A 16,228-nucleotide genomic window follows, 5' to 3' on the forward strand; every position below is an offset into this window, starting at 1 on the left:
TTTTATTATGGCTTGAATTAAAGGAGGACTTTGGAATGAATTTAGTGGAAGATTTGCAGTGGAGAGGGATTATTTATCAGCAAACAGATGAGGAAGGGTTAAAGGATACTTTAAATAAAGAAAAAATCTCACTGTATTGCGGTATGGATCCTACCGGTGACAGCATGCATATTGGTCATTTACTACCGTTTTTAACGTTGAGAAGATTTCAAAATGCAGGTCATCGTCCCATTGTTTTAGTTGGTGGGGCAACAGGCTTAATTGGCGATCCAAAAGCAACAGAAGAAAGAACGCTGCAAACGATTGAAAAGGTGCAGGAAAATGTGAAAGGTTTGACGAAACAGTTAGAAACAATCTTTGACTTTGAGGGCGAGAATGGTGCTACGCTCGTGAACAACTATGACTGGACTTCAGGAATGAATATTGTGACATTCTTAAGGGATTACGGAAAGCATATAGGAATTAACTATATGCTCGCTAAGGATACAATAGCTAAACGGCTTGATACAGGGATTTCGTTCACAGAATTCACATATACAATCTTGCAAGGCATGGATTTCAAACATTTATATGAAAGACATAACTGTAAATTGCAAATTGGCGGGAGCGACCAGTGGGGCAATATTACAACCGGTCTTGAACTGATCCGCAAAATGATTGGCGAGGGTTCGAAAGCATATGGAATGACCATTCCGCTCGTAACGAAGGCGGATGGAACGAAGTTTGGCAAAACAGAAGGCGGAGCAATCTGGCTTGATCCGGAAAAAACATCTCCATATGAGTTCTATCAGTTCTGGATTAATACAGCTGATGCAGATGTGGTCAAATACTTGAAATACTTTACATTCCTTTCAAAAGAAGAGATAGAAGCATTGGAACAATCTGTACAAGAGGAAGCTCATCTGCGCAAAGCGCAAAAAGCACTGGCCGAAGAGATGACAAAGTTGATTCATGGAGAAGAGGCGCTAAAGCAAGCAATCAAAATTACTGAAAGCCTATTTAGCGGCGACATTAAAAATCTGACTGCAGCAGAAATAAAAGAAGGCTTTAAGGATGTTCCTTCCTACAATCATGTAGAAGGCAAGGAAGCAACAATCGTAGATTTGCTTGTTGCAGCTAAAATATCTCCGTCAAAACGACAAGCACGTGAAGATGTTACCAATGGAGCGATCTATGTAAATGGCGAGCGAATTCAAGCGCTTGACTATATTTTAGATGATAAAGATAGAATTGAAGGGCAATTCACAGTTATTCGTCGCGGCAAGAAAAAATATACATTAATTAAATATTAATGTTGTTGATACCCCGATTGAAGTTACATTCAAACGGGGTTTTATATAGCAAAAGAATGCTTTGCTCCCATTTTTAAAAGCTGTAAAAGCATTGCATTCATGTTACATTTCTGATGAAAGAGTGTAAAAGGTATCTTTTTCATTGGATTTACTTTATAATGCGCACTAGATGATTTTATTAGAAAAGCATACTTCTATTTTAAGGAAGGAGAACGATGATGAAAAAATTAATGCTTTTATTTATAACCGGTCTAATGATCGTAGTATTAGCTGCTTGCGGAGGTAATGAAGAAGGCAAAGAAGCAAAAACTGAAGATCAACCAAAAGCAGCTGAAGCTGAACAGCAAAAGCAAATGGAAGAAATGGAAAAGAAATTAGAAGCACAGCAAGTGGATGAAAAAGAAACGGTTGTCGTTGTGAATGATAAAGAAATTCTAGGAAGAGACTACAACAATGTCCTTTCATCTATACAAATGCAAATGCAGCAAATGGGACAAGATCCGACTGCTAAGGACGTAGCAAAGGAAGTAAAAAATCAAACAATTGACAGCTTAGTGGGACAAACACTACTTCTTCAAGAAGCGGATAAAAAAGGTTTTAAAGCTTCAGAAGAAGAAGTTAAAAAGCAGCTTGAAGAAACAAAAAAACCATTCAAATCTGAGAAAGAATTCGAAGAAGCGTTGAAAAAATCGGGCATCGATTTAAAAACATTAGAAGCTCAAATAGCTGATGGCATTAAGTTTAACAAGTACGTTGAGAAAGAAATACCTGCAGGTGAAATAAGCGAAGAGGAAATCAATAAAGCTTATGATCAATATGCTGAACAAGGAAAAAAAGCAGAGCAAGAAGTTCCTAAACTAGAAGAAGTTAAACCGGATATCGAAAAATCTCTTCAGCAGCAAAAGCAGCAGGAAAAACTTGCTCAGCATGTCGAAGAATTGAAGGGAAAAGGGAAAATTGATATTAAAATATAAGTTGTCACAAAGAGGAAAGAACAGCAGCTGCTGTTCTTTTTTTATTTTTCGCCAGAATCGACAAAAGAAACCAGTTTTTGCGTGAATCAATAAAAAAGTGGTATCAAATAGCAAAAAATAACCAGTCTTCGTCTGATTCGAAAAAGAAAACAATGGCTTTCACAAAAATAGAGCTCTATTGTTGACCAGCTTGTTAAAACCATTGAAAGCTCGAATATGTACCTTCTGATTTACTCATACTATCTTTGATTATTAATTAGAAAGGAGCAGATGGAAGATGGGCAAAACAAAACGAGGCAATGCGAATGCACAGCGTAATAAGAATCAAAAAGAAGGCAGCAGGGTTAGTGAGGAGCTTGTTGAATTCACCACTGCTAGGAAAGAAAGAGACAAAAAACCTTTAGATTGATCTATTTTTAACGGAGTTCCTCGTTGCTGAAACGGGGGCTCTTTATTGTGGCTCTCCTTTGGCTTCCTCTCAAAATCCACGTGTAAAAGCCTTGCTACATAAGCTATAGAGCAAGGCTTAGAGTATGGCCGTTAGGCACAAACCTTTATTTGCGAAAATTTAATAGCCTTTTGAAAGGACATTGAGGTAATGATGTTTCATCGTCCCGGAGAAAATATTGTTTCCACTCCAAGTTGCCTTCTTCTCCATATGTCTTTAAATCTGGATGAGGTGATATACGATCGTAACGAGTAAGACGATTGCGGATAGATGCTTTTGTGTTTTTTGCTTTCTTATTGTTTTTTTCGAATTGTTCTAAGACCCATCTTGGGGTCAATGCGAGCATGAAAAATGGAAAATAACGGCTTTTTCTTTTTTTATGGCTAGGAGTCGCACAGTACACGAAATATGGTTCTTTTTGAAAGCAATATTCCCAAATCTGATTCTCTGGTTCCATTGGAATATTGGCCGGCCATGATTCTTCATCATACAAGCTAACATTGCTTAAGAGGCTCCAAAACAAGTCCTCGTATGCTTGCACAGAAAGTTTTTCACTGTTATTGCTGAATATGATTAAGGAGGCATACTGCCCGGTTTCTTTAGATATAGTATTATATTCCTTCAGAATTTCAGCGAGGTCTTTGCCAGCAGAATGGCTTTTGACATCGTCCAAAAAGCTAAAGCGCAAGTGTCCAAGATAATTTCCTTGTACTGCCGGAATACAGGGGAATGCATCCACTGTATTCTTTAATTTTTCTTGAAATAGCTGATATGCCTCTCTTTTCCAAGCTTCTAAATGATTTATTTCATTACCTCTAAAAATTTGTTCATTCATACATACCCTCCTCAGAAGATATATTATGAATATGCATTGTTAAAGTACATTGTCTTTTTATTAATTTACAGGGCTATCAAATAATATTGTAAGAAGCTGTCCCAAAAGGGTCATTAAAATGAAACCTTTTTATGTACAGCTTCTTTTTCTATCCAATGGATGGTATGGAGAATAAGTTTTTTTTCTGTTTCCTCTTTATTATCCCTTCAGTTCCGAATTCTTCATAATTTTTCACCCAGTTAATAATCTGCTTATGTGATTTTACACCATATTTCTTAGCTAAAAAATAAACACCATAAATGTTAGATTTTCAACTTTAGCTTTTGGGGTGCATCACAATCTTCATCACATCTATGGTTTTTCTTAAAAAGGTCCTTTTGAGACAGCCTTATGCCGATTTTTAGGTCCTCAATGAAAAACGTTAAACCGCATCTTTCACATCATCCTCATCCTCATAAATATTTTCATAAGTAAGAAGCTTATATTGTTTGTATCGAGTAATCATAAAATAGATACCTAATAACCACCAGCCTGCAAAGATCATCCATTCTTGCTTGCCAAGACCTGCGGGCATACCTGGCAGGTAAAGGATGATAAAGCAGACAGTCAGTATGGCTGCAATCCAGCCAATGATGGATGATTTTCCTGCTTTAAATGGGCGAATCATAGCTGGTTCAGATTTTCTTAAGAGCAGGAAGGAGATTGCCACCGTGAAGTAGGCGAGTACGATGGTTAATCCACCAGCATTTACAAGCCATCCAAGCATTGGTGCTCCGAAAAATGGGCTGATTGCTGATAATAAGCCAATAAAGATAATTGCATTTGTCGGTGTTCCATATTTGGGATGAAGTTTACCGAACCATTTAGGAAGCATATAAGTTTCAGCCATTGCAAAGATGATGCGGCTTGCGCCTAAAACAAAGGCGTTCCAGCTTGTAATAATTCCTGCAACTCCTCCGAGAACAAGAATAACTCCGAAAATATCACTATTAAAGAGGTTGCTGATGGCGTCTGCAGTAGGGAGTACGGATACTTCTCTTGAGTCGGCATCTAATCCAAATCCTACTGAATATATGACGGCTACATAGAAGAAAACTGCGCAAATAACAGAAGCGAGTAATAGTTTGCCAATTGATCGAGGCTTCATGTCCATTTCTTCTGCGGCTTGTGGGATTACGTCGAATCCGACAAATAGGAATGGTGTTGCGATGACAACGCTCAGGAAGCCGGCAGAGCTAGCAATCCATAACGGATCTGCGTTTGCCATACTACCATTTGTCACTCCGCCAAAAATAAGCATTAAACCCACTAAGACAATTAATAAGGTCATGACCATTTGGAAAAAGGCTGCTAGTTTCGCACCAAAATAATTAACAGCGGTGACGATAATAGAACCAGCTACACCGACAAGTACCCAAGATAAATACACATCATAGCCTGTGATTGTGTACATATATATGACCTTGTAATTAGGAAAGAGATATTCTATAACATTAGGGAAAGCAACAGCTTCAAAGGCAACAACGGAAACATAGCCTAGTATGATGGCCCATGAAGCAATGAAGGATCCGTTCGGTCCAATTCCCCGAAGTGCATAGGCGTGTTCACCGCCAACTTTAGGCATACTTGAAGCAAGCTCAGAATAGGTTAGTCCAACAAATAGAACGAGGATACCCCCAATTAAGAATGCTAGTATTGCTCCCATAACACCTGCATCAGATACCCATTTACCTGATAAAACAACCCATCCCCAGCCAATCATTGCTCCAAACGCAAGGACTAATGCATCAGTATGCGTAAGTACTTTCTTTAACTTCGGCTTATCTCTCAATTCGCTCATCTCCTTTATTAAAATAGTCTGATAAATAATGCGCGATAGATACATTTATATTTGTCTAAATATTGAGAAAATATATAATGGAAAAGTATAAACTCAGAAAACTAATAGAAAAAACTATTCATTTAAGCCTCTTTAATAATTAAAATCTATACTATATAATCTTATTATTGATTATTTTCAAAAAATAAGGAGGCGAATTATGTCAGTATCAATCACTCTTGAAGAAAAAATATTGGAAGCCATTATTAAAACATCAAATAACAATATTACGATCACTGATCAACACGGTAATATTTTGTATTCGAATCCTGAACATTGGACGGTTTACGGTATAGAGCCAACTGATCTTACTGGACAATCAGTATATACTCTTCAAGATGAAGGCATACTTTCTCCTTCAATTAGCGCAATGGTGATAAAAGAAAAAAAAGAAGTGCAAGTCATGCAACACACGATTACAGGAAAAGTTATTATGTCCACAGCCTATCCTGTATTCAATGAAACCGGAGAACTCATTCGGGTCATTAGCTATGCTCAAGATCAAACAGAAATTTTAAACCTTCATCAGCAATATGATCAACTAAAGGAAAAAGTTAAAGGCTATCAAACTGAAGTGAAGAATCTTAGGCAGAAAAATGGTATCTCGTATAGAAGTAAAGCGATTCAACAAGTCTTCGAAACGATAAATAGAGTAGCAAATTCTGATGCAACCGTGTTATTTCTAGGGGAGTCCGGTGTTGGAAAAAGCATGTTTGCTCAAACACTTCACAGCCTTAGCCCGCGTGAAACCGAACCTTTTATAGAAGTAAATTGCAGCACCATTCCTGAGCATTTATTCGAATCAGAGATGTTCGGCTATGAATCGGGTTCTTTTACCGGTGCATCTAAACACGGAAAACAAGGTCTCATTCAACAAGCTGATAATGGAACATTATTTTTGGACGAAATTGGTGAATTACCATTAAATATTCAAGTCAAACTTTTAAGAGTGATTCAAGAAAAAAAGTTCATTCCTGTAGGAGGTAAAAAGGAGATCCACATAAACTTTCGTTTAGTTGTCGCAACAAATCAAAATTTAGAGAATATGGTACAGAAAGGCACTTTTCGTAGCGACCTATATTATCGTTTAAATGTAATACCACTCCAGATTCCTTCCTTGCGTGAAAGAAAAGAAGATATTGCCCTACTAATGAATCACTATTTGCAAATTATGAATACAAAATATCAAGCATCTAAAAGGCTGCATTCAAAAACTTTTGACTATCTTGTCCAATACAGTTGGCCTGGAAATGTTCGCGAGTTAGAAAATCTAATTGAACGGCTAGTTCTAACATCCGAGGAGTCCATTATTACACCAAGCTCTCTTCCACAGGCTATAAGAGGACAACTCTCGTCTACAGAAGAGAAATCCTCTTATTTACTCGAGAAACTTTTCCAAGATAAACGAAATCTGAAAGAAATATTAGAAGAAACCGAGAAATTTATTCTGTTAAAGGCATATGAAGAATGTAAATCAACTTATCAAATTGCGAAAATGCTTGGTATAAGCCAGCCATCGGTCGTTCGTAAATTAAAGAAATATAAATAATGAGTTTTAAGCAGCCTCCTGCCTCGCTCATGCCAGTTTTTTATTTATTGAGCGGATGGAGAGATTGTTACAGTTTTATAGGTAGTAAAAAACTCTTTTGCTGCTTGTCCTTGTTCGCGACTGCCGGAACTGGATTCCTTCATTCCGCCAAACGGGGCTTGTGGTTCTGCCCCGCCTGTTTCTCCGTTTATTTGAACTAAGCCAACCTCACTATTTTGAATAAAGTGAAGAGCTTGATCTAAATTGGTTGTAAAAAGCGAAGCACTTAATCCATACATATTATCATTTGCTTTAACAAGTGCTTCTGCATAATTTTGGACCTTTATTATACATAATACAGGTCCAAATATTTCCTCTTTGGCAATCGTCATATCTTTTGTCACACCGCCAAAAATTGTTGGTTCAACAAAATAACCGCCATTGTAATCAGCCCCAGCTAATTTACCTCCCCCGTAAAGTAGCTCTGCTCCCTCATCCACACCTTTTGCAATATAAGCTAATACTTTATCGAATTGTTTTTTTGAAGCGATAGGCCCCATTCCAACAGATGAATTAAATCCATCTCCTACTTTTATTTGCTTTACTTCATCAAGAAGTTTTTCAACGAAGGAATGATAAATCTCATTAACTACATATGCGACACTTGTTCCTGTACAGCGTTGACCAGTTTGTTTCATTGCTCCTTCAATCGTTCGCTTTGCAGCTAAATTCAAATTTGCATCCTCGAGAACAATGACTGGATTTTTTCCGCCAAGCTCTAACTGATATTTTTTATTATGTTCAACAGATTTTGAAGCGATCTTTCTTCCAACGGAATTGGAGCCTGTAAATGTGATGGCTGCTATTGCAGGGTGCTCCACTAACTCATTTCCAACCGTATCACCGTCCCCATACACTATCTGCAATACTGCATTTGGAATACCTGCTAGATGAAATACTTCAGCAATTTTCTTAGCGGTCATGCTGGATTCCTGAGATGGCTTCCAAACGACTGTATTCCCATATACAAGAGCAGGAGCAATTTTCCAAACAGGGATTGCTACTGGAAAATTCCAAGGTGTAATTGCAGCTACTACTCCTACAGGAACTCGCAGTGAGTAAAGCGTATTTGCCGGATTATGTGAAGGGAGTATCTCGCCAATCCCGCGGGTTCCCTCTTGTGCATAGTACCTTAATATAGCTGCTCCACGAAGAACTTCTCCAACCATTTCAACAAATCGTTTTCCCATTTCTTTTGTCGCAATGGCTGCGATCTCATCCTTATCTTTCTCTAGAATATCCGCCGCTTTTTGCAGGAAATCGCCTCTTTCTAAAGAGGACCTATTTTTCCATTGTATCTGTGCTTGCTTAGCAGACAAAACAGCTTTTCTTACATCTTGAATTGCAGTTTCCTCTGTAAAGCCTACACACGCTGTTGGGTTTGCCGGATTAAAGTGAGAATAGACAGTTCTGTCCTCTATACTTACAGAATGTTTGTTTGTTTTCAATGATCATACCGCCTTTCTCTAGTTAATCTCAGCTTCAATTACAGTAAACGTTTCATCTAAAATATCAATCATTTTATTCATCTCTTCTTTTTTAATAATGAGCGGTGGAGAAAGTACTAGTGTGTCCTGATCAAATGTTACAGCACGAATAATCAGCCCCCGTTTCTCTGCCTCACTAACTAATTTAGGTGATAATGGGGGATGAAAGGCTTCCTTCGTTTGTTGATCTTTTACAATTTGAATTCCGCCCATTAGCCCCAATGCTCTAACATCCCCTATTATCGAATGTTTTTCCTGTAGGTATTGGAGCCCTTTTAAGAGTTCACTTCCCATTGCTTTTGAATTTTCCACTAAATTTTCCCGCTCAATAATTTCAATATTCTTTAATGCAATACTGCAGGCCATCGCATGCCCACTATACGTATATCCATGTAATAAAGTACCTTGAGAAAGGTCAATAAATGCTTGATGTAAAGCATCAGAAAACATGACGCCCCCGAGCTGGGCATATCCACTCGTGACCCCTTTTGCAAAACACATGATGTCTGGAGCTACTTCATAATGGTTCATCCCGAATAATTTCCCTGTTCTACCAAAACCAGTGATTACCTCATCAGCAATCATTAAAATTCCATACTCATCACAGATAGCGCGAACTTCTTTAAAATAGTTTTCCGGTGCGATATTTACGCCGCCGGCTCCTTGAACCGGTTCTGTGATAAAGGCAGCAATGGTCTCTGGTCCTTCCTGTTCAATTTTGGCACGTAATGCTTCTACTGAGAATCCGTCTACATAATAAAAATCAGGGGATGGAGAATTTGTGAAATCACGAAACGGTTTTAATCCAGTAGCACTTGTCGCTCCCATCGCAACGCCGTGATAGGACTTAGAACGCGAAATAATCTTTTGTCGGTTTGGCTGGCCTTTTAATAGCCAGTAATGTCTTGACATCTTAATAGCAGTATCATTTGATTCTGATCCTCCAGAAGTGAAAAATACTGCATTTAAATCCCCGGGTGCAATCTGCGCAAGTTTGGCAGCTAATCGAATAGCTGGCTCATTACTAAATGATGAGAAACAAGAATTAAATGCCAGCTTAGTCATTTGCTCCTTCGCAACTTCCGCTAATTCCTCTCTTCCGTGCCCGATATTTACATTCCATAGTGAAGACATGCCATCAATCATTTTTTTGCCAGTAATGTCTGTTAAATAAATCCCTTTTCCCTCCGCAATAATCATATTCGGACCTTTTTCCTGCTGTTGAGAAATCGAAGAAGTGGGATGAATAAAATGTTTCTTATCTAATGCTTTCAATTCTTCAACAAGAGTCAAATTTTCTATCATAATCAATCATCCTTTCAGAATTTTAAGTATTTAAATTTAATAAGCAAGTATCATGCCATGTTGTGGTTTCAGTATGGTTTTTTACAGTTGAAAATGTTTTACAAAATAAAAACGATTTAGATATGACTCAAATTCGTTGAATGAATGATTTAAAAATAAATCATTTCCTTGTTTTTGATTTACAGTTGAATCGCTTTGCCGCTTTGCACAATGAATTCTTGAGTTTCTTCACATCCAAAGGAAAAAAAGATTTAATGGTCCGCTTTTTTATCCAAGTGCTGGCATTTTTTCCTTCAGAGCACATGAAAAATGAAACCTTTTCCGGATTCATTAAGTATAGAATAGTATTAAACAATTCCTATTATTTGCTTTATGGTGAAGGGACATCAGGTTTAGACGATAAAATGTATAGGAAAGACGGGATTGCATTTGAAATTTCCCATTGCAAATCAGATGGCAGATGGATGGGACACTAAAAGGAGGAAAAGGAAGATGAGTATTATTACAAGATTTAAAGATATTATGGCGAGCAATGTGAATGCATTATTAGATAAAGTAGAAAATCCCGAAAAAATGATTGATCAGTATTTACGGAATCTCAGTTCTGATTTAGGCAAAGTAAAAGCGGAAACAGCTTCTGTAATGACCGAAGAACAACGCGCTAAAAGATTACTAGAAGAATGCCAAGAAGATATTGAGAAAATGGAGCTTTACGCAATGAGGGCATTAGAAGGAGGCAGCGAAAATGATGCAAGGAAATTTTTAGAGAGAAAAGCAGCACTGTCAGCAAAGTACACTCAATTACAAACAGCGTATGAATCAGCCTACTCAAACTCACATCAAATGAAGCAAATGCACGATAAGCTTTTATCTGATATAGAAGAGTTAGAAGCACGCCGAAATATGCTGAAAGCTAAATGGTCGGTAGCAAAAACACAAGAGAGAATAAATAAACTTGGTGCCGCAGCGGGACGTTCCAGCGATTCACTATCAGCATTTGAAAGAATGGAAGAAAAGGTGAATCATGCGCTTGATGAAGCAAATGCAATGGCAGAGCTGAATGCCGGTTCAAGAGATGAACTAGCGGAACTAACTGCAAAATATGACAAGCCAGGCAATGCAGTTGATGATGAACTGGCTGCGTTAAAAGCAAAAATGAATAGTCAAAAATAGCCGGATATATTTGAAGCTGTAGCTCCAGGCTACAGCTTGTTTAATTAAGATGAGGTGATCAATACATGATTCTACATTATAAATGTCCGGGCTGTGGAAGCGATATGAGTTTCGACGCTGCATCTGGCACAATATCTTGTAACAGCTGCGGCAGACAGGAGAATATCGAAAATTACCCTGAACAGCTCGTTACGGCATTATTTGAGGAAGATGAGGTCAAAGAATACCATTGCAATAACTGCGGAGCTGATATATTAACTGATGCGCATACGGCGGCTACAAGCTGCAGCTTTTGCGGAGCTGGAGTTGTTCTTGCGGATCGATTATCAGGCAATTTAGCGCCTGTAAAGGTCATTCCTTTTAAATTAAGCAGGGAAGAAGCAACAAAAGCGTTTCAAAAATGGTGCAAAAAAGGCAGGCTGACTCCGAAGGGATTTATGAATGCAGACAGAATCAAAAGCATAACAGGGCTGTATGTTCCCTTTTGGCTCTATGATTTAAACAGCAGAGTACAGGTGAATGCAGTCGGCACAAAAGTCAGGACTTATACGAGCGGAGATTATATTTATACTGAAACCTCCTATTTTGATGCCTTTAGGGATATTAACCTTGATTATATTAAAGTGCCTGTTGACGCTTCTGAAAAAATGAATGACCAATTAATGGATAAGCTTGAGCCGTATGAATATGGCGAATTAAAGGAGTTTAAAACACCTTACTTAGCAGGATACATTGCTGAAAAATACAATTATACGGAGGGAGAACTGCTGCCGCGTGCGAAACATAAAATCAATTCCTATATCGACTCATATATTAGTCAGACGTTAGGCGGCTATCGTACAGTAACTTATAAAGATAAGCAAATTGATACGAGAAGTGTAAAAAGCGATTATGTCCTGCTTCCTGTATGGATGATGAGCTATGATTTTGAGCAAAAAGAGCATATTTTTGCAATGAATGGCCAAACCGGTAAAATTATAGGAAAGCCACCGATAAGCAAACGCAAAGCATTTATGTGGTTTAGCGGCGTTGCGGGCGGAACCTTTTTTGCTATGAAATGTTTCTCCTTTATTGTTGGGGGTGGCTTTTGGTGAAGAAAAGAAATTATTTATATTTATTAGCTATTCTTCTGTTTTTTCTTCCTATAGGAATGTCGGTCCAAGCAGAAACAGTGGATTCGCCAATATATGATTATGCTGGACTGCTTACAACTGATGAAGTGGCGCAATTAAAGTTACAATCCAGTAAATTAAGTGAGGAAAGTGAAACGGCTTTTATCATCATTACTGCGGATGGAACAGATGGAAAGGATATTGTTCAATACGTTCAGGAATTTTACGATAATCATGCTTCTGAATTTGAACAGTTTCATGGGAATGCCGCGATTTTAGCGATCGATATGATGGAAAGAGATATATATTTGGCGGGATTCAAAAAAGCCGAGGATTACTTGACTGATTCGCGCTTAGATGTCATTCGCAATGAAATCACGCCTGATTTATCAGAAGGGCGCTATTTTGCAGCATTCTCCGGTTTTATCAATCAGGCAGTACACTATATGGAAACTGAAGAAACAGCTGTGATCCCACCTGCAGAAGAGCAGCAAAATGAGAGCGGGCAGACTGGTTCTTCTGAATATGAGAATGAATCAGCCTACGAACAAACCTCTGAAACAAAGAACCTGTTTTTTGAATGGTGGTTCCAACTGATTGTTTCCGTAGCATTAGGAGGTGCTGTTGTAGGTACAATGATGTTAGGTTCAGGAGGAAAGGTAACAGTTAGCAGTCAAACTTATAACAATCAGAAAACATCTGCGGTGTTAGATAAGTATGACCGTTTTGTCAGAAAAACCGTCACTAAACAGAAAAAGCCTTCTTCCAATAATAAAAGCAGTGGAGGCGGCGGATTCACAAGCGGCGGACATTCGCATAGCGGGAGCAGAGGCAAATTTTAATATGGCTTGATAGTGGAAAGGAGAATCATATGATGTCTTTTTTTAGAAACCAATTTGCTAATGTAGTAGAATGGGAAGAATTTAGAGATGACATGATTTTTTATAAGTGGAAGAACAACGAAATTAAAAGGGGAAGCAAATTAATCATACGCCCTGGTCAAGATGCGATTTTTTTTAATAACGGAAAAATTGAAGGTGTTTTTCAAGATGAAGGTGAGTATGATATCGAATCGCAAATCGTCCCATTTTTATCTACATTAAAAGGGTTCAAGTTTGGATTTAACAGCGGTATGCGTGTAGAAGTTTTGTTTGTTAATACGAAGGAGTTTAATGTAAAGTGGGGTACGAGAAATGCGATAAATATCCCAGCATTAGGTTTCCCTGGGGGAATGCCAATTAGAGCGAACGGAACGTTTAATTTTAAAGTGAATGATTATATTGCATTAATAGATAAAATTGCCGGCATGCGCAATCAATATTTAGTAGAGGACGTCAGAATCCGAATTACAGCGGTTCTTGATCAATTATTAATGAAATGGATTACGCGCGAAGGGAAGGACATGTTTAATCTACAGTCCAACTCCTTTGATATTTCGAAAGGGATTAAAGAGGATTTAGATATGCAGGTATTAGCAGACGGTCTGACCATTACTGGATTCAATGTAATGAGCTTTAACTACCCGAAGGAAATTCAGGATATGATTACGAAAAATGCTTCACATGGAATGATTGGCAATGTTGAACGCTACCAGCAAATTTCAATGACAGATGGAATGGCGTCAGGCAAAATGAGCGGAGGCGGCACTGCGTCAGATATGGCTGGGATGATGATGGGCATGAATATCGCGAACAAAATGATGAACCAACAAAACGAAAATCAGCCTAATTCAAATCCATTGACACCTCAAAGCCCTCAGCCTTCCCAACAGAATGCTAGTGACAGCCAAAAGCCAAACTTCTGTCCAAATTGCGGCACTAAAACAGGAGGAGGGAATTTCTGTTCTAACTGCGGTCATAAGCTGATTGCTGAATAATGTAAAATTAATTGAAGCTGTTCCAATTGGGCAGCTTTTTTATACGAGTAAAAGAGCGTGAAGCGCAAGAAGAGAAATAGCAGAAGAATTTAAAGTATGTAGTAAATAGTATGATGATGGAGAAGTACTTACGTAATAAAGGTCTTTTTAAAGATTATGTAAATAAGGATGCACAAGAAATTCTAAATATCCAAGCAGATATCTTACGACGTGATTTTAAGGTTGTGGACCCACTATGAGTAGCAAAGAGCCATCTTTATTAAGAGCTTACCTGTATAATATATGAAAAATTTATAATATTCTCCCTTTTTATATTTCTTTTTGCTATGCTATGTACGAGGTGATGATAGATTGGCTGAGCAATATGATGTGTTTCATCGATTAGAGAGAATATCAGAGAGTTTGGACCAAGCTGCTAAAACTATCCGTTCTTCAGAAGTAGATACAAAATTAAAGGTAAAGAATTGGTTGTTTACTTGGTTTATACTACCTTTTCACTCTTTGTTGGATTTTAAAGGATTATTTAAAGGGGTTAAGTCATTAAACATTTCGCCAGCTCTCCCATTATTAACTGGTACAGTCCTATTTCCGCTTGCTAGTTTCGTAGTGGATACAAAGTGGTACATATTAATAGGATGGGGTGCTTTAACTGGCTATATTATTTCCTTTATATTCGTTGCCCCTAGAAGCATGTGTGACTTCGTAAGTGGGTATTTCCGAATTGGAGCATACTCCAAATTTCGTAATCAAGAATATGAGATATTTAAACAATCCATTGTACATGGAGACGATTTTTACTTTTCTACCATTCCGAAACAGTTGCAGGTACTTTTAAAATCGGACGAGAACTTAAAATTAGTTCATTCACGTATTGATACCTTCTTGTATCAAGAGAAGGCTGAATTAGCACAAAAAATAAAGGTGCTAGAAGAAAAGTGTTCCGACAAAGAAAAAGAGTTTAAACAAGCAATTAAAGAATATGACAACGAAGCTAGTAACCTGTTATTAGCAAATACAGAAGTTCATAAAGCGATGGGGTATGTGGTAGATTTTCTTAAAGCTACGAGGTTAGCTCTTCTACGAAAATCCAATAAGAAGCTAAACATCGCGGACCTTTCAAACATGTTAAGTGCCGGTGTGTCTATCTTTGTTATCAAAGAGGATCATTTAGAATTAAAAGGTGAAGAGCGAACAGCGGGGGATCTTCCAGATATCATTCGTTATGATGATGAAAAATACAGTAGTGCATCATATGTTGATGCTGCTTTGAATGAGCATGGGGAATCTTATGATGAACCAGAAACAAACCACTTTATTATTTCAAAAAGATTTACTATGAAAAACGATGAGGAATGGGTTATTAGTTTTCATGTAGACTCGGGAGTGGAAAAAGCTTTATTCTTATCAGTCGGTAATGATATATTAGAGATAAAAGAAGTGTACAGCATGATTCATAGCTTATGTTTATTACAACAGGAACTAGAATCACATTAGGAGGTGCTAGTATGTCAGATCATAAAGGCGATATGAGAGATAAGCTGGTAGCGAACCTTCGTAGTCAAGCTAGACAATCTAGTGTTGAAAGACAAACAAGAGCTGGTAGATTTGCTCATAGGCCTGCTGTAGAAAGAGCAAAAAGGGTTCCCGCAAGAAGTGAAGCTGTAACGGCTAGAGTCTCAATAGTAGAAGGCGAACCACAAGCAGTTTTGATTAAAAACAGAAGCGAAGATTTAGCAAAACATGTCATTCGACTAAGAAATAGATACGCAAAACTGTTAACTGAAGAATCCAATAGCTAATAATAGCCCTTTTGATTTACTCAAAGGGGTTTTTTCTTTAGTGAATGGGAAGAGTATTCTTCTGGAAGCCATTTGCTTCTCAATTTGCTCTGACCAACTGAAAGTTTTTCTGTTCGTTCGGCAATTAATTCACTCATGGACTTGTCCTTGTATTTAAGATGCTGTTCGATCATTCTTTTTTTCATAAATATCCCTCTCTTCCGTATCAGATTTTCCAATTTGTTACCTATGTATACGAGAGGGGTGTACAGTTCATGACAGAAATATAAAACTATGAAGGAAAAGTAGGGGAGGAAAAATAAAAAGTCTTGCGCTTACTTCTGTTGCCAATGATAAGCGTCTGTCCACAATTTTTTATTGGAATTTCCCTCGTTGGGATAAAATACATTATTCTGCAAAACAAAAGAAAAAACCCCAGAAACATTGATAAATCAATGTTTCTAGGGTTTAATTTAATGCT

General features: G+C 37.8%; 16 protein-coding genes. 11 read left to right on the forward strand and 5 right to left on the reverse strand.

Features of this window, described 5'->3' with window-relative positions; genetic code table 11:
* Window positions 1-35 precede the first annotated feature (35 nt).
* The 3 genes from tyrS to CWS20_RS29120 all read left to right on the forward strand — a co-directional run bounded on the left by tyrS (window position 36) and on the right by CWS20_RS29120 (window position 2,675).
* Window positions 36-1,292 carry a tyrosine--tRNA ligase gene (gene tyrS / locus CWS20_RS23870; protein WP_066192057.1) on the forward strand — a complete coding sequence of 419 codons (1,257 nt, stop codon included), beginning with the start codon at window positions 36-38 and terminating at the stop codon, window positions 1,290-1,292.
* Window positions 1,293-1,510: 218 nt separating this feature from the next.
* Complete coding sequence (locus tag CWS20_RS23875) at window positions 1,511-2,266, forward strand: SurA N-terminal domain-containing protein (RefSeq protein WP_101226418.1); 756 nt, start codon at window positions 1,511-1,513, stop codon at window positions 2,264-2,266.
* Window positions 2,267-2,543: 277 nt separating this feature from the next.
* Entirely contained in the window at window positions 2,544-2,675 is a 132-nt protein-coding gene (locus CWS20_RS29120; RefSeq protein ID WP_276328338.1) for a hypothetical protein, read from the forward strand.
* 145 nt (window positions 2,676-2,820) lie between these two features.
* On the opposite strand, the gene CWS20_RS23880 is transcribed toward CWS20_RS29120, so the two are convergent.
* On the reverse strand, window positions 2,821-3,549 hold the full coding sequence (locus CWS20_RS23880; protein ID WP_066191215.1) for a YqcI/YcgG family protein: 729 nt from the start codon (window positions 3,547-3,549) through the stop codon (window positions 2,821-2,823).
* Between the two features lie 421 nt (window positions 3,550-3,970).
* Window positions 3,971-5,389 (reverse strand): APC family permease, encoded by a 1,419-nt coding sequence (locus CWS20_RS23885; RefSeq protein ID WP_066191218.1) that lies wholly within the window; start codon window positions 5,387-5,389, stop codon window positions 3,971-3,973.
* Between the two features lie 199 nt (window positions 5,390-5,588).
* Between CWS20_RS23885 and CWS20_RS23890 the strand changes: the two genes are divergently transcribed.
* Window positions 5,589-6,977: a sigma-54 interaction domain-containing protein gene (locus CWS20_RS23890; protein ID WP_066191220.1), complete on the forward strand. Its 1,389-nt coding sequence runs from the start codon at window positions 5,589-5,591 to the stop codon at window positions 6,975-6,977.
* A 44-nt stretch (window positions 6,978-7,021) separates the two neighbouring features.
* On the opposite strand, the gene CWS20_RS23895 is transcribed toward CWS20_RS23890, so the two are convergent.
* Window positions 7,022-8,464: an aldehyde dehydrogenase family protein gene (locus CWS20_RS23895; protein ID WP_083957179.1), complete on the reverse strand. Its 1,443-nt coding sequence runs from the start codon at window positions 8,462-8,464 to the stop codon at window positions 7,022-7,024.
* 18 nt (window positions 8,465-8,482) lie between these two features.
* On the reverse strand, window positions 8,483-9,808 hold the full coding sequence (locus CWS20_RS23900) for an aminotransferase family protein (protein WP_066191223.1): 1,326 nt from the start codon (window positions 9,806-9,808) through the stop codon (window positions 8,483-8,485).
* 254 nt (window positions 9,809-10,062) lie between these two features.
* Between CWS20_RS23900 and CWS20_RS23905 the strand changes: the two genes are divergently transcribed.
* The 7 genes from CWS20_RS23905 (at window position 10,063) to CWS20_RS23935 (ending at window position 15,768) form a co-directional block, all read left to right on the forward strand.
* Entirely contained in the window at window positions 10,063-10,284 is a 222-nt protein-coding gene (locus tag CWS20_RS23905; protein ID WP_066191226.1) for a hypothetical protein, read from the forward strand.
* A 16-nt stretch (window positions 10,285-10,300) separates the two neighbouring features.
* Window positions 10,301-10,981 (forward strand): PspA/IM30 family protein, encoded by a 681-nt coding sequence (locus CWS20_RS23910; RefSeq protein WP_066191229.1) that lies wholly within the window; start codon window positions 10,301-10,303, stop codon window positions 10,979-10,981.
* A gap of 65 nt (window positions 10,982-11,046) precedes the next feature.
* Complete coding sequence (locus CWS20_RS23915; RefSeq protein WP_066191231.1) at window positions 11,047-12,075, forward strand: TFIIB-type zinc ribbon-containing protein; 1,029 nt, start codon at window positions 11,047-11,049, stop codon at window positions 12,073-12,075.
* A complete protein-coding gene (locus CWS20_RS23920; protein WP_241504255.1) occupies window positions 12,072-12,935 on the forward strand; it encodes a TPM domain-containing protein in 864 nt (287 codons plus the stop codon). The genes CWS20_RS23915 and CWS20_RS23920 overlap by 4 nt, the downstream gene beginning before the upstream one ends.
* Before the next feature lie 32 nt (window positions 12,936-12,967).
* On the forward strand, window positions 12,968-13,969 hold the full coding sequence (locus CWS20_RS23925; RefSeq protein WP_066191242.1) for an SPFH domain-containing protein: 1,002 nt from the start codon (window positions 12,968-12,970) through the stop codon (window positions 13,967-13,969).
* Between the two features lie 351 nt (window positions 13,970-14,320).
* Entirely contained in the window at window positions 14,321-15,463 is a 1,143-nt protein-coding gene (locus CWS20_RS23930; RefSeq protein WP_066191245.1) for a hypothetical protein, read from the forward strand.
* Between the two features lie 11 nt (window positions 15,464-15,474).
* Entirely contained in the window at window positions 15,475-15,768 is a 294-nt protein-coding gene (locus tag CWS20_RS23935; protein WP_066191248.1) for a hypothetical protein, read from the forward strand.
* 20 nt (window positions 15,769-15,788) lie between these two features.
* Here CWS20_RS23935 and CWS20_RS28230 read toward each other — a convergent pair whose 3' ends face one another.
* Window positions 15,789-15,953 (reverse strand): hypothetical protein, encoded by a 165-nt coding sequence (locus CWS20_RS28230; RefSeq protein WP_157090485.1) that lies wholly within the window; start codon window positions 15,951-15,953, stop codon window positions 15,789-15,791.
* Window positions 15,954-16,228: the final 275 nt, after the last annotated feature.

The sequence above is a fragment of the Cytobacillus horneckiae genome, from assembly GCF_002835735.1.
In the GTDB taxonomy this organism is placed as follows: domain Bacteria; phylum Bacillota; class Bacilli; order Bacillales; family Cytobacillaceae; genus Cytobacillus; species Cytobacillus horneckiae.